The sequence below is a fragment of the Streptomyces sp. NPDC050416 genome (genome assembly GCF_044458845.1).
GTDB lineage: Bacteria > Actinomycetota > Actinomycetes > Streptomycetales > Streptomycetaceae > Streptomyces.
Map to the genome: position 1 here is coordinate 651766 of NZ_JBITII010000001.1, position 18616 is coordinate 670381.

The following is an 18616-nucleotide window of genomic DNA, read 5'->3' on the forward strand; positions in this document are numbered from 1 at the left end:
GGGCAACCCGACCAGCGGCGGCCCGGGCCGTGGCCGGCGGGAATCCGACGTGGACGTGGGTCAGGGCGGAGCGGTCGCCGTCGCGGTGGCCAGGGCCGTGCCGATCTCGCGCACGATCTCCCCGAGCCCCGGTACCGACGCCACGGCACGCTCCTCCAGTCCCCGCACACGCTGCACGTGGGCGTCGACGTCCTCTTCGGGGAGAAGTTCCGCCGCGGCGGCCAGCGTCGCGACCGCGGCCTCCCGCTCGGAGATGTGGGCGACCGGCCGCGGCCCCCGCAGGACCTGACGCGTCTCCTCCCGCAGCACCTCCACGGCGGCGGCGCGGTCCAGCTCGTACTCCACGGACGGGAACACCCCGGGACCCGCTTTTTCTCCGCGCGCAGAAACCCCTCGGCCACCAGTTGCTCCCGCACCGCGTCGAGGGTCACCCGCGAGCGCAGCGTCACCCAGGTCCGCCAGGGGTGCGGGCACGACTCGCGGACGAGTTCCAGCAGCCCGTCGAGGACCGCGTCACCCGTGCCGGAGTCCAGGTCTACCGGCGTGGCGATGCCGCCCTCGTCGACGAGCAGGCCGTGCCGGGCCAGCTCGACGAGGGCACCGGCCCGCACGGGCCCTGACAAGTGGGCGGTGCCGGTGCCCGTCGGCGGCGCGGGGTCCCAGGCCAGCAGGCAGAGCCGGGCCGGCAGCGAGAGCGGGCCGTCGGGCACGGGGCCTCCTCGGGGAGGGAAGATCGGGTCTCACGTTAATTCGTTGACAGGCCCGACGCCCCCTCGTACGTTGTTGAGCGTCCTGTTGCCGCCGATTGGAGAAGGACGTTGCTCGTCTGAGGTCCTGAGACACCGCGTCACCCGCCTCTGGTGTGTGCGCTGCGTGCGACCTCGGCGTTCGAGCCGTCCTCCGGTGCAGGGCATTTCTCATGCCCCTGGAGCCCTCCTCCCTGGTCGCAGGTGTCTCGATACGCGTTTGCCCCTGACCGCATCAAGCAACCGCGAAAGAGGCCCGCATGCCTACTTCCATCACCGTCACCTCCCTCGCCTTCACCTGGCCCGACGGCACCCCCGTCTTCGAGGGCCTCGACGTGGCCTTCGGCCCGGGCCGGACCGGCCTGGTCGGCGTCAACGGGTCGGGGAAGTCCACCCTGTTGAAGCTGATCGCCGGCGAACTCGCCCCGGCCGACGGCACCGTCCGCGTGGCCGGCGAGGTCGGGTACCTCCCGCAGAACGTCACGCTCGACACCACCCTGCGCGTCGACGAGGCGCTCGGCATCGCCGGCAAGCGGGCCGCCCTGCACGCCATCGAGGCGGGCGATGTGTCCGAGGCGCACTTCGAGACGGTCGGCGACGACTGGGACGTGGAGGAGCGCGCTCTGGCGACCCTCGGCGAACTCGGCCTCGGAAACGTCGAGTTGGACCGCACCATCGGCGAGGTGTCGGGCGGCGAGTCGGTGCTGCTGCGGCTGGCCGCGCTGCTGCTGCGCCGGCCCGACGTCCTGCTGCTGGACGAGCCGACCAACAATCTCGACCTGTACGCCCGCAGGCGGCTGTACGCGGCCGTCGAGTCCTGGCCGGGCGTGATGGTCGTCGTCAGCCACGACCGGGAACTGCTGGACCTCGTCGACCAGATCGCCGACCTGCGCTCCGGGGAGATCACCTGGTACGGCGGCAACTACTCCGCCTACGAGGAGGCCCTGGCCATCGAGCAGGAGGCGGCGGAGCGCATGGTGCGCGTCGCCGAGTCCGACTTCCGCAAGCAGAAGCGCGAACTGACGGACGCACAGGTCAAGCTGGCGCGTCGCAAACGGTACGCCCAGAAGATGTACGACACCAAGCGTGAACCCCGGGCCGTCATGAAGCTGAAGAGCCGCGCGGCTCAGGTCTCCGCGGGCAAGCACCGGATCATGCACGAGGAGAAGCTCGCCGAGGCCAGGGAGCGGCTGGACGAGGCGGTGGACGCCGTACGGGACGACGACGAGATCCGTGTCGACCTGCCGTACACGGCCGTGCCGCCGGGCCGTGACGTCCTGACCCTCATGGATCTCCGGCTCCGGTACGGCGCCCGGGTGGACGGCGGTTTCGACCTGCGCGGACCCGAGCGGGTCGCGCTGGTCGGACGCAACGGCGCGGGCAAGACGACGCTGCTGCGCACGATCAGCGGGGAGCTCGCTCCGGAGTCGGGCGAGGTGACGGCACATGTCCCGCTGCGGTTCCTGCCGCAGCGGCTGGACGTCCTCGACGGGGAGCTGACCGTCGCCGAGAACGTGGCCCGGTTCGCGCCGGGCGCCACCAACAACCGGGTCCGGGCGCGGCTGGCCCGCTTCCTGTTCCGAGGTGCCCGCGCCGACCAGAAGGCGGCGACGCTGTCCGGCGGCGAACGCTTCCGGGCGGCGCTGGCCGCGCTGATGCTGGCCGAGCCGGCGCCGCAGCTGCTCATGCTGGACGAGCCGACCAACAACCTCGACATGGCGAGCGTGCGGCAGCTGACCACGGCCCTGGAGTCCTACGAGGGGGCGCTGATCGTGGCCAGTCACGACCTGCCGTTCCTGGAGTCGATCGGCATCACGCGCTGGCTGCTGATGGAGGACGGGGAACTGAAGGAAATCACGCCAGAAGCTGTCGGGTTTCCCGCCTAGCGTCGAGGGCATGACCGACTTCACGAACGAGGTGACGACCCGCGATGTCACCACGCACGACGTCATCACCCTGACCGGAGCACGCGAGAACAACCTCAAGGACGTCACCCTCCGCATCCCGAAAGGCCGGCTGACCGTGTTCACCGGCGTTTCGGGGTCGGGGAAGTCGTCCGTCGTCTTCGACACGATCGCGGTGGAGTCGCAGCGCCAGCTGAACGAGACGTACCCGTGGTTCGTCCGCAACCGGCTGCCCAAGTACGAGCGGCCGCACGCGGACGGACTGGAGGACCTCTCCCCCGCGATCGTCGTCGACCAGCGGCCGGTCGGCGGCCACTCCCGGTCGACCGTCGGCACCATGACGGACATCTACTCGGTGATCCGGGTGCTGTTCTCCCGGCACGGCACGCCGAGCGCCGGGCCGGCGACCGCGTACTCGTTCAACGACCCGTCGGGCATGTGCCCCGAGTGCGACGGCCTCGGCCGCACGGTACGGCCCGACTGGGACCGCATCCTGGATCCCGAGCGCTCCCTCGCGGACGGGGCGGTCCGCTTCCCGCCGTTCGCCGCGGGCACCTGGCAGGGCCAGGCCTACACCAACAGCCCCGACCTGGACCCGGGCAAGCCGGTGGGGCAATTCACCGCCGCCGAGCGCGCGTTCCTGATGCGCGGACGGCCAGGCAGCAAGGTCACCGTCAACGGCAGCGGCGGCACCTGGACCACCGGGTACGAGGGGCTGGCCGACCGTTTCGAGCGGCTGTACCTGAAGCGGGACCTGTCGGCCATGAGCCCGAAGACCCGGGACCTGGTCCGGGAGTTCCTGGTGGAGGGCACCTGCCCGGTCTGTCACGGAGCCCGGCTCAACGCGGCGGCGCTCGCCACCCGGATCGGCGACCGGAACATCGCCGACTGCGCACGGATGCAGATCACGGACCTGATCGCCGTGCTGAAGGAGATCGACGACCCGGTGGCCGGGCCGATCGCGGGGGCGGCCGTGGCCGCGCTGGAGCGCGTCGAGGCGATCGGCCTCGGCTATCTCAGCCTCGACCGGGAGACGTCGACGCTCAGCGGCGGTGAGGGGCAGCGGCTGAAGACGGTGCGGCACCTCGGATCCAGCCTGACCGGGCTGACGTACATCTTCGACGAGCCGAGTGTCGGCCTGCACCCGCGTGACGTGGGCCGTCTCGGAGATCTGCTGCTGCGGCTGCGCGACAAGGGCAACACCGTGCTGGTCGTCGAGCACGACCCGGACGTCATCGCGCTGGCCGACCACGTCGTCGACATGGGGCCGGGCGCCGGCGCCGAGGGCGGCCGCGTGGTCTTCGAGGGCACACCGGCCTCACTGGCCGCCTCCGACACGCTCACCGGGCGCTGTCTGCGCCGCCGTACGGCGGTCAAGGAACAGGTGCGGCAGGCCGACGGCGAGCTGTGGGTCAAGGGCGCCGACCGGCACAACCTGCGCGACGTGACCGTGCGGTTCCCGGCCGGTGTGCTCACGGCCGTGACCGGGGTGGCGGGGTCGGGGAAGAGCACCCTGGTCGGGGAGTTCACCGCCGCCCACCCCGACGCCGTGGTCGTCGACCAGTCGTCGATCGGGATCTCGGGCCGGTCCACTCCGGCGACCTACCTGGGGATCATGGACACGGTACGGAAGATCTTCGCCCGCGAGACGGGGGCCGAAGCGGGCCTCTTCAGCTTCAACTCCGGCGGCGCCTGCGGCACCTGCGAGGGCCGGGGCATCATCTACACCGACCTCGCCTTCATGGACCCGGTGACGACGACCTGCCACGACTGCGAGGGGCGGCGCTTCAGGGAGGAGGTGCTGCGGCTGACGGTGAAGGGCAGTTCCATCGCCGACGTCCTGCAGATGACGGCCGAGCAGGCGCTCGCCTTCTTCGACGACACGGGCGTACGGCGCCGGCTGCGCGCCCTGCGGGACGTCGGACTGACGTATCTGACGCTCGGCCAGCCCCTGTCCACGCTCTCCGGCGGCGAGCGGCAGCGCATCAAGCTGGCCACGCGGCTGCACCGGACGGGCGCGGTCTACGTGCTCGACGAGCCGACGACCGGGCTGCACATGGCGGACGTGGAGGGGCTCGTCGCCCTGCTGGACCGGCTGGTCGACACGGGCAACACGGTCATCGTCGTGGAGCACAACCTGGACGTGGTCGCCCGGGCCGACTGGGTGATCGACCTCGGTCCGGACGGCGGCCGGGACGGCGGCGGGATCGTCTTCGAGGGGACACCGCGACAGCTCCTGGACGCGCCGGGCACGTTCACCGGGGAACACCTGCGGCGGGCTGTGGCGTCATCGGCCGTCAGGGTGCCGGTGTGAGTTCCCCGGTGAGCGGGACGTCCGGGAGCGCCGTGTTGCTGACGACGGCGAGGTGCGGGCCGCCTCGGCCGTGCTGCCACTGCCCGCCGACCAGCGGCAGCAGGGCGATGTTGGGCGTCGGTCCGCGAGTCCAGTCGAGAGTGCCGGCGATGGTGTCCAGGGTCGTCCCGGCGAGGGCCCGCGCGACGGACGCCCGGTCGGTGGGGTCGGCCGCGGCGGTGAGGGCGTGGTGGGCGGTCTCCACCAGGGCGTGGGCGAGGCCGAGGGGCTGGAGCCAGTCGGCGCCGGTGTCCTGCCGGTAGGCATGGGCGAGTTCGGCACAAGTGGTGCCGTCCAGGCCGGAGCGGTAGGGGTGGCCGGGGCTCCAGTAGACGAGGGTGGCCACGCGCGCGTCGGCGAGTTCGCCGTGGACGTCGGGGGCGGGGGTGGTGTGGGTGTGCGGGTAGGTCAGCCAGCGCGAGCAGGTGATCAGCCGCGGACGCAGCCCCGCCTCCCGGGCCTGACGGTGGAAGAGCGCCAGGTCGGTGGCGGTGGCGGCGCTGGTGACGAGGCCGGCACCGTGCTCGCGCAGCCGTTCGACCTGCTCGGGGAAGCCGTGGGCCGGTTCCCGGTAGGCGCCGAGGTCGACCAGGGTGTGTCCGCGCGGGGACGTCACCGGGGCGAAGCCGTACCGGTCGTGGCGCAGCAGCCGTCCTTGCACGTCGTCGTTCCACAGGCAGCCGACTGCGCCTGGGTCGTCGACGCGTTCCCACAGGTCGGCGAAGACGGCGGCGATGTCGTCCAGTCCCCACGCGAAGTGGTACGTCCACCGGAAGCGGTGCCCCGGCCGCGCACCGCGCGCGTCGACGTACGCCTGCCAGGGGAAGGTGGTCGACACACAGGGCACCCCGGCCTCTTCACAGGCGTCGGTGACGGCGGGCAGCACCCGGGTCCCGGCCATGGTGAGCACGACGTTCGCCCCGTCTGCGCCGGCCAGCTCCCGTACGGCCTGCCGGGCCGCGTCGGGATCCGAGCGGCTGTCGCGCACGGCGACGGTCACGTCGTAGCGGCGGCCGCCGCTGCGGAGGTGCGCGAGCCGGGGCGCGAGCCTGCGCAGCACATACGACAATGGTGACCCGAGAGGGGCCAGTCGACCCGTCAGGGGCGCCACCACGCCCACGCACAAAGAAGGTGACGACATCGAGGCCCCTCTCCTCACTGCGATCGGTGCGGCCGGTCAGTGACCGGAGCGGTCCTCGGTCACGCAGGTGGTCTTGCTGAACACCGCCACCGTCTCGTTGCCGCAGTTGTTGCTGTGGCCCGAGGCGTTCCGGGCGAAGAGCAGGTTGGACAGGACACCGCCGTTCGGGCCCGCCTGGTCACCGCCGCCCTTGCCGTCGTCCTCGGTGACACAGGTGCGCTCCTTGAACAGCGCCACCTTGCCCGTGCCGCAGAGGTTGGCGTGGCCGGAGGAGTTCCTGCCGGAGACGTTGGACAGCACACCGCCCGCCCCCGCGTCGCCGTCCCCGGCATGGGCCGTGGCCATGCCGGCGGGAACGGCCATCAGCATCCCCACGATCGAGGCCACCACCGCGATACGTCGCGTGCCGTACATCTCTGTCGGTTTCCTTCCGCTGGATCGGTCCCTGCCGGTTCGGCCGGGATCACTGCGCCTAACGACGTATCGGAAGATCGGCATGGGCCGCGACCAGGTGAATCATCTGCAAGACGGTTGATCAGGTACTCCGACGGGATGCCGGGCGCGCGGCCGTTGACCCGTCAAGGTGCGGCCCGTGGCCGTGGACCGATGGGGTGGTTCGGCGCTCCCCCGGCCGATCACGCGTGTGGCCGGACGGGGGCTCGGCAGCGGGGCAGCGGGGCAGCGGGCGAGGATCGCCGAGGCGATCCGGGGGCGCGGCTTACAGCTCCGGTGGGTGGTGAGCGCCGCCGACGCCGAGGCGGTGCTCGGGATCGAGGCCGGCCTCGCCGCCGCGGTGCTCGCCCCCGATGGTGAACCGGGCGGGGCGGCGGGACGCGTCTGCCCTTCGACGAGGCCCCGGCGGATCTGCTGCGCACGGAACCGTCCTGCTGGCACCTCGAACTCGGAGCGGACGGGCACGGCTTCCCGGGGCTGACCGACGGTTACTGCATGCTCGACCCGATCAAGGTCACCCTGCCCGGGCATCGGCGCCAGGTCCGGGGGCCGGGCCTCCCCCGGGGGTGTCGTCTTCCGGGATCGCCCTGCATGATGGTCGGCCGACGCCCGATGCGTTCCGTCGGTGCCGTCCAGACATGTCCCACCCCATACGGAGTCACGCTCGTGCCCAGCAAGAAGGCCCTCGTCCGCCGCCCCAGCCCGCGTCTTGCCGAAGGGCTGGTGACCCACATCGAGCGGGAGAGGGTCGACGCCGACCTCGCGGTCGAGCAGTGGGAGGCGTACGTGGCGGCCCTGCGCACGCACGGCTGGGAGACCATCGAGGTGGACCCGGCCGACGACTGCCCGGACTCGGTGTTCGTCGAGGACACGGTCGTGATGTACAAGAACGTGGCGCTGATCGCCCGCCCGGGCGCCGAGTCCCGGCGTGACGAGACGTCCGGGGTCGAGGAGGCCGTGGCCGGTCTGGGCTGCTCGGTGAACTGGATCTGGGAGCCGGGCACGCTGGAGGGCGGCGACGTACTGAAGATCGGCGACACCGTGTACGTGGGCCGGGGCGGGCGTACCAACGCCGCCGGCGTCCAGCAACTGCGGGCCGCGTTCGAACCGCTGGGCGCGCGGGTCGTCGCCGTACCGGTGACCAAGGTGCTGCATCTGAAGTCGGCCGTCACCGCGCTGCCGGACGGGACGGTCATCGGGCACATCCCGAAGATGGACACGCCGTCGCTGTTCGGGCGCTTCCTGCCGGTGCCGGAGGAGGCCGGTGCGCACGTCGTGCTGCTCGGCGGTGCCAAACTGCTGATGGCGGCCAGCGCGCCGAAGACCGCGGAGCTGTTCGCGGACCTGGGGTACGAACCGGTCGTCGTGGACATCAGCGAGTTCGAGAAGCTCGAGGGATGTGTGACGTGCCTCTCGGTGCGGCTGAGGGGGCTGTACGCCTGAGGGGGCGGCACGCCCCCGGTCCAGCCTCTGGACCTGCGGTTCCGGGGGCGGTGGACGCGCGGACGAGCGACACCGCTGATCAGCGGCCTTTACAGCGCTCTTAACCTACGGCAACGTAACCTACGGGAACGTAGCCTACGATGTCGTAGGTTACTGCTCACCGCTCGTACGCATGTCCCCCTGGAGAGTCCATGACGATCACCACTCCCCACCTCGGCAGCCCCGCCGGCGCCTGGACCGACGCTCAGCTGCTGTACGCCCTGGAGGAAGTGGTCGAGAAGGAACTCAACCGGCATCTGCAGGTCGCCAAGGACTGGATGCCGCACGAGTACGTGCCCTGGAGCGAGGCGCGCAATTTCCCCGGCCTCTTCGAGGACGGCGAGGCCTGGGACAAGGAGCAGTCGAAGGTCACCGAGATCGGCCGCATCGCGCTCGTCGTGAACCTGCTGACCGAGGACAACCTGCCCAGCTACCACCACGAGATCGCCTCGCTCTTCGGCCGTGACGGCGCCTGGGGCACCTGGGTGCACCGCTGGACGGCCGAGGAGGGCCGGCACGGCATCGTGATGCGGGACTACCTGCTCGCCTCGCGCGCGGTGGACCCGGACAAGCTGGAGCAGTTCCGCATGTCGCACATGAGCGAGGGCTTCGAGTCGGACAACCGGCACTCGATGCTGCACTCGATCGCCTACGTCGCCTTCCAGGAGCTGGCCACCCGCATCTCGCACCGCAACACCGGCCACCAGTCCGGCGACCCGGTCTGCGACCGCATGCTGGCGCGCATCGCGACCGACGAGAACCTGCACATGGTCTTCTACCGCAACCTCCTGAAGTCGGCGTTCGAGCTCGCCCCCGACCTGACCATGCAGGCCGTGCGGGACGTGGTCGTGAACTTCCGGATGCCCGGCCACGGCATCCCCGGCTTCGAGCGCGCCGCCGCGCAGATGGCGATCGGCGAGGTCTACAACCTGCGCATCCACCACGACGACGTGCTCCAGCCCGTGCTGCGCTTCCTGAAGGTCATGGAGATCGACGGCCTGGGCGCCGAGGGCCGCAAGGCGCAGGAGGAACTGGGCCTGTACATGGGCGGCCTGGACAGCGAGGCGACGAAGTTCGACGAGAAGCTGGCCGCGCGCAAGGCCCGCATGGCGGCCCGGGCGGGCGCCGCCGGCGCCTGACGGCCGGCCCGGCCCGTCCGGCTCCACGACTGCGAGACCCCGGCCGCCACGAGCGGCCGGGGCCTCGGCGTTACGCCCGCCCCTCCCCCGCCGGGACGCGCGCACCCGGTTACCGCGACGTACGCCGCAGCTCCAGCCGCTCCTTCTCCGACAGACCGCCCCAGACGCCAAAGCGTTCGTCGTGGTCCATCGCGTATTCGAGGCAGGCGTCACGGATCGGGCACAGGCCGCAGATCCGCTTGGCCTCCCGAACCGAACTGCCGGGCTCGGGGAAGAAGAAGTCCGCCCCGGTCTGTGCGCACAACGCCTCCTGCTGCCAGGCGAGTTCGGGCGAGATCATGGTGTCGGTGTGCATGCCCAGAAGCGTTCCGGAGAGCGAAAAACGTTCGATCAACGCGGGATCAACACCGCGTGGACGGGCCTCCGGCCACCTCGATGGTCGCCCCCCGGACCCGCCGACGCACGGCGGCGCGCGGAAACCCGGCGTCACGCCCCGGGGGCGCTCCGGCGGCGCTTGTCAGTGGCCGGTGCGAGACTCGGCAGAGCGGACGACGGAACCTGTGCGAGGAGACCGCGATGCTCACCACCCGTTATGTGACCGGCGCCCCGAACTGGATCGATCTCGGCACCCCCGACATCGCAGGCGCCGCCGCCTTCTACGGCGGCCTGTTCGGCTGGCGGTTCCAGCCGGGCGGTCCCGAGGTCGGCGGGTACGGCCTCTTCCAGCTCGACGGCAGGACCGCGGCCGGTGGCATGCAGACCACCCCGGAGCAGGGCCCGCCCTCCTGGACGGTGTACTTCCAGGCCCCGGACGCGGACGCCACGGCGCAGGCGGCCGGGCAGGCGCACGGCTCGGTGCGGATGCAGCCCATGGACGTGCAGGACCTGGGCCGCATGGCGATCCTCGCCGACCAGGCGGGGGTGCCCTTCGGCCTGTGGCAGCCGGGCCGCAACAAGGGCCTGGATGTCGTACGGGAGCCCGGCTCGCTGTGCTGGCTGGAGCTGTACACGCCGGACGTCCCGGCCGCTGCCGCCTTCTACCACTCCGTGCTCGGCCTGGAGACGCTCGGCGTCGACTTCCCCGGCGGCACCTACACCACCCTCACCCCGGCCGGGGAGAGCGAGGACGCCATGTTCGGCGGCCTCGTCCCCCTGGCCGAGGCGGCCGAGGAGGAGCCCCACTGGCTGCCGTACTTCGAGGTCACCGACCCGGACACCACCGTCGCCCGGGCCCGGGAACTGGGCGGCACGGTCCGGATGCCCGCCACGGACCTGCCGGACGTCGGGCGCCTCGCCAAGCTCACGGACCCGTACGGGGCTCGTTTCGCGGTGATCCGCAGCGAGCCGCAGCCGGCCTGAGGCACAGGCGCGGGGCTACGCGGACGCCCGCCGCACCAGGGTCGTCGGCAGGACGACGCTGGAGGGTGTGTCGTCAACGCCCTCCTGCGGAGTGCCGCGGTCGAGCCCCCGCAGCAGCAGGCGGGCCATCAGGCGACCCATCTCCTCGATGTCCTGACGGACCGTCGTGAGGGGCGGATCGGTCTGTTCCGCGACGGGCAGCATGTCGTCGAAACCGATCACTGCGACGTCGTCGGGGACGCGCCGCCCGGCCTCGCGCAGGACGCGCAGCGCCCCCGAGGCGGTGAGGTCGTTGGCGGCGAACACCGCGTCCAGGTCCGGGCAGCGGCCGAGGAGTTCGCGCATCGCCCGCTCGCCCCCGGCCGGGGTGAAGTCGGCCTCGGCGATCAGCCGCGGGTCGGCGTCCACCATGACGTCCCGGTAGCCGTCGAGCCGGTCCACGGCGGAGGTCTGATCGAGGGCGCCGGTGATGTGCGCGATCCGGGTGCGGCCGAGACCGGCCAGGTGGCGGACGGCGTCACGGGCGCCGCCGCGGTTGTCGCTGTCGACGTACACCACGCCGCGCCGGTCTCCGCTCCAGCCGGGCCGCCCGCCGAAGACGGTGGGGACTCCGGCCCTCTGGATCAACTCCGGCAGCGGGTCGTCGAGGTGCAGGGAGAAGACGAGGGCCCCGTCGACATGCCCGCCGGCGAGGTACCGACCGACCCGGGCGTGGTCGTCCCGGCCCTCCGTGAGCAGCAGGACGAGCTGGTTGTCGTGGGCGGTGAGTTCCTTGCTGATGCCGCGCAGCTGGAGCGCGAAGAAGGGGTCGGCGAAGACGCGGGTCTCCGGTTCGGCGACGACGACCGCGATCGCGTCGTGCCGCCGGGTCACCAGGCTGCGGGCCGCCTGGTTGGGCACGTACCCGAGCTCGTCCACCGCCTTGCGGACCCGCTCGACGAGGATGTCCCTGACCCCGTCCCCGCCGTTGACCACGCGCGAGACGGTGGCCCGCGAGACACCGGCCCGGGCTGCCACGGCCTCCAGGGTGGGACGCGGCGCTGTGTCGGTCACTTCGGGGCTCCTCACCTGCGGGTGCGGATCAGGATAGCCCCGGACGCGCAGGGGGTGAGAGCGCTCTCGCGCCCACGCGACCGTCAGTGCGCGTGCTCCTCCCGCTGATCGTGCCCGGAGTGATCAACCCCGTGGTCGTGCGGGTCGTAGCCGGGAATCGTGCCGTCCGGCTTCTTCACCAGGAACAGGCCCACCATCCCCATGTCGGAGTGGCTCTGCACATGGCAGTGGTACATCCAGGCGCCGGCGCCGATCCCCTCCCCCGCGATGACCTGGAAGCCGAACGAGTCGGCCGGGCCCGTGATCTTGTTGTCGATGACCGGGCTGGGGTCTTCGGGGCCGGTCAGCATGCCGGTGCGGTTGTCCGCCCAGCGGTGACCGTGCATGTGGAACGTGTGGTAGAACTCGCCGTGCGTGATCACGATGAACTCGACGCGATCACCCACCGTGGCCTCGAAGTCGGGCCCGGAGTGCGGCGGCCTGTTGTTGATGAGCATGTCGTTGAAGACGACCGTGTGCGTGCGGTCCGGCAGGACGTCGCCCTTGCGGCGGACGATGACCGGGCCGAACAGGCCCTTCTGGAGCCCCCGCGTGCCGTGGTCCGTGCCGACGACGTGGTCGTGGTAGTGCCAGTAACCCGCGCTGCCCGCCCGCCAGGTGCCGTCCTTGCGGCGGCCGGGGGCGTGGGTGCGCCAGGTGTAGGTGCGGGTGCCGCCGGGCTCGACATGACTGCGGTTCAGTTTCGTGCCGTCGCTGGTGATCTCGTAGTCCAGGCCGTGGACGTGCAGGCTCACCGCCACGTCCATGGTGTTCTCGAACTCGATGTGCAGCGTGTCGCCCTCGTTGAGCTCGATCAGCGGGCCGGGGACGGTCGCCTTGCCCTTCTCCAGGCCGTAGCCCATCTGTCCGTCGGCGAGCTTCTCGGCGTAGAGCTTGATGCGTCTCACCGCGCCCCCGGCCGGTGCCGTCTTGACCGGTCCGTCCGCGCTGACGGCCTCCGGCGCCGCGGACAACGATGTCGCGACGGCCGCGCTTCCCAGCAGGACCCGCCGGTTGAAGCTGCGTCTGTCCATGCGGAACTCCCCACCCTGGTAAGGCCTTTACGGAGACGTACCTGTGATGAACCTGTGAGACGGTACCGGCCGCGCCCCCGTTTATCCACACTCAAGACAAAGTTGGGGCCATCACGGTCATAGGTATTGGCGAGCCATGCAAAGGGGTTTAGCTTCCTTGGCGGTGTTGCTGTGACCGTGGAGGTGCCCATGCACTTACGAGGGTTGAGCAAGGGAAGACGTGTCTGGGCGGCCTCCGCGGCCGCCGGGGTCGTGACCGCCGGACTGCTGGCGGGACCCGCCCACGCGGGCCCGTATCCAGAACCCCCGCTGACAACGATGTCGATCAAGTCGCCGCCGGGCGGCGCGAATGTACGGGTGCTGATCTTCCACGGTTCCGCGGCGGCCGGGGAGGAATCGCCGGTCGTGAACGCCGGGATCGAGGCCATCGAGGACATCGGGCTGTCGGGACCGGCGAACCGCCGCTTCACCGCGCAAGCCACCGGCGACGCCTCGGTGTTCACCAATGAGAAAAAGCTCGGCCGCTTCAACGCGATCGTGTTCCTGACCGGCGGGGGCGATGTCCTCGACGCCGAGCAGGAGGCGGGCCTGGAGGCCTACATGGAGGCCGGCGGCGGGTTCGTCGGCATCCATGACGCGGCGCGCGCCGAGCCGTACTCGGACTGGTTCACCGGACTGGTGGGCGCCCGGCCGGCCGCGTCCAACCCGGCGTCCGCCCAGCGGGCGACCGTGGAGGTCGGCGACCGCCGGCATCCGGCCACCAAGGACCTGCCGGTGCAGTGGAAGCGCCCCGACAAGTGGCTGAACTGGGTGAAGAACCCGTCGGGCGACGTCCACACGGTCGCCAGGGTCCGGGAGTCGACCTACCAGCCGGGGGCCGGTGCCAACGGCTGGGATCATCCGGTGAGTTGGTGCCGTGACTACGACGGCGGACGCTCCTTCTACACAGGCATGGGCGGCACGGTGTCGTCGTACGACGAGGCCGACTTCCGTGCCCATCTGCGCGGCGCGCTGATGTGGACGACGCGCCTGGAGCAGGCCGACTGCAAGGCGACCATCAACGCCAACTACGCGGCGGAGCGGCTGACCAAGCCCAACCAGCCGGGGCGCAACGACCAGATCGGCGAGCCGCACGGGCTGGCCACCGCGCCCGACGGCCGGGTGTTCTACATCGGACGGGGCGGCGCCGACTCCTCGCAGCCCGTGGTCACCGACTGGAACAACCCCGACATCGGCAAGGGCAAGGGCGAGATCCACGTCTACGACCCGAAGACCAAGCAGGTCACGCTCGCCGGAGCGCTCACCGTCTTCGGCAACAAGGGCGGCGGCGACGAACTGGTCAAGGTCGAGGAGGGCCTGCTCGGCATCGAGCTGGACCCGAGGTTCGAGCAGAACGGCTGGGTGTACCTCCACTACACGCCCCACAGCCAGATCAACCGGGACACGCGGATGGCCGAGCGGCGGGTCTCCCGCTTCACCCTCGACCAGGCGACGAACAAGCTGGACGTGGGCAGCGAGAAGGTGCTGCTGAAGTGGCCGGTGCAGATCCACAGTTGCTGCCACTCGGGCGGCGGGATGGCCTGGGACTCCAAGGGCAACCTGTACATCGCCACCGGTGACAACAACTCCAGCGGGTTCAGCGGCGGTTACTCGGGCAACAACCCGCAGCCGAACTACAAGGGCGTCTCCTTCGCGGACGCGCGCCGCACGGCCGGCAACACCAACAACCTCAACGGCAAGATCCTGCGCATCCACCCGGAGCCGGACGGGACGTACACGCTCCCCGAGGGCAACCTCTTCACCGGGAAGGAGACCGACGAGGGCGGCGGCAAGACCCGCGGCGAGATCTATGTGATGGGCGTCAGGAACCCCGCCCGTATCTTCATCGACAAGTCGACCGACGTGCTCTACGCGGGCTGGGTCGGCCCGGACGCGAGCGCGCCCTCGACGACCTGGGGTCCGGCCAAGTACGACACCTTCGCCGCCATCACCAAGGCGAGCAACCGGGGCTGGCCGTACTGCATGGGCAACAAGCAGCCCTACCGGGACCGCAACCTGCCGGATCCGTCCAAGCCGCTGGGCTGGTACGACTGCGACCACCCGAAGAACGAGTCGCCGAACAACGACGGCCTGGTCAACCTGCCGCCGGTCACCGGCAACAACATCTGGTACTCGCCGCAGGGCGGCGCGCCGGACTACCCGCGGGACGCCGGCGGTGTCCCGTCGTACAAGCCGGAGGAGGCGACGTACCGGCTGCCCTGGCTGAAGGGCGGCGGGCAGGCCGCGATGAACGGGCCGGTCTACCGGTACGACAGTGACAACACGAGCACGACCAAGTGGCCCGCCTACTGGGACGGCAAGTGGTTCGTCGGTGACTTCTACGACGCCGACCAGCCGCGCAACGCGGTGCTCATGGACCCGAAGACGCAAGGCGACGGCGGTCTGCCGGTGCACTCGGAGTCGCTGAAGAAGATCGTGCCGATCGGCAACGACGGCATCAAGAACCTCATGGACTGGAAGTTCGGTCCGGACGGTGCGCTGTACGTGCTCGACTACGGGCGCGGCTTCTTCACCTCGGACTCCAAGTCGGCCCTGTGGCGGGTCACCTACAAGGGCGGCGGGCCGACCCCGGCCGCCGGTCGGCTGGCGAGGGGGACCGAGTGATCCGGCAGCGAAGAATCTGGGCCGCCCTGCTGGCCGCCCTGCTCGTGATGCTCGGCGTGCAGGCGATGCCCGCCATCGGGCAGACCCAGGCGCCGGCCGCCGAACAGGTCCTCACCTGGACGGCCGGCAACGACATCGACAAGTACCTCTCGGCGCCGAAGACGGCGCTCGCCGGCAGCGCGACGATCGTTTTCGAGAACAGTGCGGCCACCGGCAACACCACGGGCATGCCGCACACGCTGACGTTCGTGACCAGCGATCCCGAGTTCAACAACGATGTGCAGCTCAACATCCTGGCCAACCCGAACGACGCCCAGGGCGGCAAGCACACCGCCCAGGTCACGCTCACGCCCGGCCGGTACTTCTACCACTGCACCATCCCCGGCCACGGCCAGATGCAGGGCATCCTGGTGGTGACCGAGGGCACCGGCGAGGACACCACCGCGCCCGAGGCGTCGGCGCACGTGAGCGGGACACAGAACGCGCAGGGCGAGTACGTCGGTTCGGCGAGCGTGGCGATCCACGCCACCGACGAGGGCGGCTCCGGCGTCGAGAGGATCGAGTACGCGATCGGCGACGCGGGCGCCTGGCAGCCGTACACCGCGCCGGTCGTCGTCGACCAGGTCGGCGCCCACAAGATCCGCTACCGCGCCTTCGACAAGGCGGGGAACGTCTCCGCCGAGAAGAGCACCGCGTTCACGGTGGTGGCGCCGCAGTCGGACGACACGACCGCGCCGGAGACCTCGGCGACGGTGAGCGGCGAGCGCAGCCCGGACGGGGCGTACATCGACATGGCGACGGTCACCGTCTCCGCGTCCGACACCGGTTCCGGGGTGAACTCGATCGAGTACGCGGTCGGCTCCGGTGCCTGGCAGCCGTACACCGCGCCCGTGATGGTGCACCAGGTGGGCGCCCACACGGTCCGCTACCGCGCCACGGACAAGGCGGGCAACGTGGCGGCCGAGAAGAGCGTGCGGTTCACGGTCGTCGCGGCGCCGCCGCAGGACACCACTCCGCCGGTGACGGGCGTGACCGTGGAGGGCACGAAGAACTCCGACGGGGCGTACGTCAACAGCGCCCGGGTGACCGTCACGGCGACCGACGAGCACGGCTCCGGGGTCGAGAAGGTCGAGTACTCGCTGGACGGCGGCCCGTACATGGCGTACACGGCGCCGGTGGTGGTCGACCGGGCGGGCGCGCACACCGTGGCGTACCGGGCGACCGACAAGGCCGGCAACACCTCGGCGGCGCGTACGGTGACCTTCACGGTCGTCTCCGGGCAGGTCCCGGCGCCGGACTGCCCGGAGTACGACGAGCGGCTGACGGTGATCGTCGGCGAGGTCGACTCCGGCGTGCGCAACCGGGTCACCGACAACCGCTGCCGGATCGGCGAGCTGATCGAGGACGAGAAGGAGTGGACGTCCCACGCGCTGTTCCTCAAGCACGTGACGTCGGTACTCGACTCGCTGCTGAAGGAGGGCGTGATCGACCAGCGCGAGTACAACGCGATCCGGAAGGCCGCCCGCCAGTCCGGCATCGGCAGGCCGGGGCAGACCGAGGGCTACCGGGCGCTCTTCGACGGCAGTGCCGAGTCGTTCGCCAAGTGGCAGCAGGTGGGCGGCGGTTCGTTCGGGCTGAACCCGGACGGGACGATCACCTCCAGCACGACCACACCGGGCATGGGCATGCTGTGGTTCCCGCAGCGCAAGTACGGCGACTTCTCGCTGCGGCTCCAGTGGCGTGACGACGCTCCCGGCACGGGCAACGCCAACTCGGGTGTCTTCGTGCGCTTCCCGTGGGTCCACGACCACCCGGAGGAGTCCCGGCCGGAGTGGGTCGCCATCAAGTACGGGCACGAGGTGCAGGTGCTCGACCGGCCCGACGGCGACATGTACAAGACGGGGTCGGTCTACGGCTTCGACCGCGTGGGCCTGGCCGGTGCCGGCGTGACGCAGAAGGGCACCTGGAACGACTACGAGATCCGCGTGGAGGGCCAGCACTACTCGGTGTTCCGCAACGGCGTGCTGATCAACGAGTTCGACAACACCGGGGGCCAGGAGTTCACCCCGCCCCGCTCGGACGACCCGGGCACGGACGGGCGGCGGTTCGCCTCCGGCTACATCGGGCTCCAGGTGCACGGCACGACGGACGTGGTGTCGTACCGGGACATCCGGATCAAGGAGTTGTAGGCCCGCCGGGCGTCTTCCTGGCCCTGCTCGGCTGTACCCGCCTCGGCTCCCCCGGCATCTTCGGATACTCGGGCGGGTACGGCAGGTCTCCCAGTCCGTGGTCGTGTTCGTCGCGGCGGGCGAGGTCGAGCAGGGCCTCCAGGGAGTAGCGGTGGTCGTCCATGTCCGCGTGCACGTCGCCGAGTTCGGCGAAGCGCGCCGGCATGGTCGCGAGGTCGAAGTCCTGGGGGTGCGCGACCCCCACCTCGTCCCAGCGCAGGGGCGCGGAGACGGGGGCGTGCGGGCGGGGGCGTACCGAGTAGGCGGAGGCGATGGTGCGGTCGCGTGCCGTCTGGTTGTAGTCGATGAAGATGCGCTTGCCCCGCTCCTCCTTCCACCACTTGATGGTGACCTGCTCCGGCATCCGCCGCTCCATCTCCCGGCCGACGGCGATGGCGGCGCGCCGGACCTGGGTGAAGGTCCAACGGGGTTCGATGGGCACGAAGACGTGCAGGCCCCGGCCGCCGGAGGTCTTGGGGAAGCCGCGCAACCCGCCGAACTCGTCGAGGACGGCCCGCAGTTCGTGGGCGGCGCGGACGGCGTCCTCGTAGTCCGTGCCGGGCTGCGGGTCGAGGTCGATGCGGAGCTCGTCCGGGCGGTCGACGTCGTCGCGGCGGACCGGCCAGGGGTGGAAGGTGAGGGTGCCGAACTGGGCGGCCCACACCACGGCACCGACCTCGGTGGGACACATCTCGTCGGCGCTGCGGCCGCTGGGGAAGGTGATGTGCGCGGTCGGGATCCAGTCGGGCATGTTCTTCGGCGCCCGCTTCTGGAAGAAGTTCTCGCCGGTCACGCCCTCGGGGTAGCGCTCCAGGGTGGTGGGCCGGTCGCGCAGGGCGCGCAGGATGCCGGGGCCGACGGCCAGGTAGTAGCGGGCGAGGTCCAGCTTGGTGAAGCCCCGCTCCGGAAAGAACACTTTGTCCGGGCTGGACAGCCGTACGGTCCGGCCGCCCGCCTCCAGCTCCACCGCGTCACCCATGCGAGCCACGGTAGGCGCACCCCGCATAGCTCGCACATCGGG

General features: G+C 70.9%; 14 protein-coding genes and 1 pseudogene. 7 read left to right on the top strand and 8 right to left on the bottom strand.

The features are described 5' to 3' along the window. Positions 1-60: 60 nt before the first annotated feature. Together ACIBL4_RS02975 and ACIBL4_RS02980 are read right to left on the bottom strand one after the other, a co-directional pair. The gene (locus tag ACIBL4_RS02975; protein ID WP_399405875.1) at positions 61-345 is read right to left on the bottom strand and encodes a hypothetical protein; all 285 of its coding nucleotides are present in this window, start codon (positions 343-345) and stop codon (positions 61-63) included. Positions 346-407: 62 nt separating this feature from the next. Beyond that, a pseudogene (locus ACIBL4_RS02980) lies at positions 408-710 on the bottom strand (GPP34 family phosphoprotein); the annotation flags it as partial. Positions 711-1006: 296 nt separating this feature from the next. Here ACIBL4_RS02980 and ACIBL4_RS02985 point away from each other — a divergent pair. Both ACIBL4_RS02985 and ACIBL4_RS02990 read left to right on the top strand, forming a co-directional pair. Then, on the top strand, positions 1007-2632 hold the full coding sequence (locus tag ACIBL4_RS02985; protein ID WP_399405877.1) for an ABC-F family ATP-binding cassette domain-containing protein: 1626 nt from the start codon (positions 1007-1009) through the stop codon (positions 2630-2632). A 10-nt stretch (positions 2633-2642) separates the two neighbouring features. Next, positions 2643-4964, top strand: coding sequence for an ATP-binding cassette domain-containing protein (locus ACIBL4_RS02990; protein WP_399405879.1), 2322 nt, complete (start codon positions 2643-2645; stop codon positions 4962-4964). Here the strand turns inward: ACIBL4_RS02990 and ACIBL4_RS02995 are convergent. Both ACIBL4_RS02995 and ACIBL4_RS03000 read right to left on the bottom strand, forming a co-directional pair. Next, positions 4948-6144 carry an ABC transporter substrate-binding protein gene (locus tag ACIBL4_RS02995; protein WP_399405881.1) on the bottom strand — a complete coding sequence of 399 codons (1197 nt, stop codon included), beginning with the start codon at positions 6142-6144 and terminating at the stop codon, positions 4948-4950. The genes ACIBL4_RS02990 and ACIBL4_RS02995 overlap by 17 nt on opposite strands. A gap of 36 nt (positions 6145-6180) precedes the next feature. Continuing rightward, positions 6181-6558, bottom strand: a complete 378-nt coding sequence (locus ACIBL4_RS03000; RefSeq protein WP_399405883.1) for a hypothetical protein — start codon at positions 6556-6558, stop codon at positions 6181-6183. Between the two features lie 705 nt (positions 6559-7263). On the opposite strand from ACIBL4_RS03000, the gene ddaH reads away from it, so the two are divergent. Both ddaH and ACIBL4_RS03010 read left to right on the top strand, forming a co-directional pair. Then, entirely contained in the window at positions 7264-8040 is a 777-nt protein-coding gene (gene ddaH / locus ACIBL4_RS03005) for a dimethylargininase (protein WP_399405885.1), read from the top strand. A gap of 191 nt (positions 8041-8231) precedes the next feature. Next, a complete protein-coding gene (locus tag ACIBL4_RS03010; protein ID WP_399405887.1) occupies positions 8232-9218 on the top strand; it encodes an acyl-ACP desaturase in 987 nt (328 codons plus the stop codon). Positions 9219-9327: 109 nt separating this feature from the next. Here ACIBL4_RS03010 and ACIBL4_RS03015 read toward each other — a convergent pair whose 3' ends face one another. After that, a complete protein-coding gene (locus tag ACIBL4_RS03015; protein WP_399405889.1) occupies positions 9328-9573 on the bottom strand; it encodes a WhiB family transcriptional regulator in 246 nt (81 codons plus the stop codon). A gap of 221 nt (positions 9574-9794) precedes the next feature. Between ACIBL4_RS03015 and ACIBL4_RS03020 the strand changes: the two genes are divergently transcribed. Continuing rightward, positions 9795-10577: a VOC family protein gene (locus ACIBL4_RS03020; protein ID WP_399405891.1), complete on the top strand. Its 783-nt coding sequence runs from the start codon at positions 9795-9797 to the stop codon at positions 10575-10577. Between the two features lie 15 nt (positions 10578-10592). Here ACIBL4_RS03020 and ACIBL4_RS03025 read toward each other — a convergent pair whose 3' ends face one another. Continuing rightward, positions 10593-11630, bottom strand: a complete 1038-nt coding sequence (locus tag ACIBL4_RS03025) for a LacI family DNA-binding transcriptional regulator (RefSeq protein ID WP_399405893.1) — start codon at positions 11628-11630, stop codon at positions 10593-10595. An 83-nt stretch (positions 11631-11713) separates the two neighbouring features. Beyond that, positions 11714-12703, bottom strand: a complete 990-nt coding sequence (locus ACIBL4_RS03030; protein ID WP_399405895.1) for a multicopper oxidase domain-containing protein — start codon at positions 12701-12703, stop codon at positions 11714-11716. 189 nt (positions 12704-12892) lie between these two features. Between ACIBL4_RS03030 and ACIBL4_RS03035 the strand changes: the two genes are divergently transcribed. Together ACIBL4_RS03035 and ACIBL4_RS03040 are read left to right on the top strand one after the other, a co-directional pair. Beyond that, a complete protein-coding gene (locus ACIBL4_RS03035) occupies positions 12893-15367 on the top strand; it encodes a ThuA domain-containing protein (protein WP_399405897.1) in 2475 nt (824 codons plus the stop codon). 47 nt (positions 15368-15414) lie between these two features. Next, complete coding sequence (locus tag ACIBL4_RS03040) at positions 15415-17556, top strand: OmpL47-type beta-barrel domain-containing protein (RefSeq protein WP_399406548.1); 2142 nt, start codon at positions 15415-15417, stop codon at positions 17554-17556. On the opposite strand, the gene ligD is transcribed toward ACIBL4_RS03040, so the two are convergent. Next, positions 17543-18574 (bottom strand): non-homologous end-joining DNA ligase, encoded by a 1032-nt coding sequence (ligD, locus tag ACIBL4_RS03045; RefSeq protein WP_399405899.1) that lies wholly within the window; start codon positions 18572-18574, stop codon positions 17543-17545. The genes ACIBL4_RS03040 and ligD overlap by 14 nt on opposite strands. Positions 18575-18616: the final 42 nt, after the last annotated feature.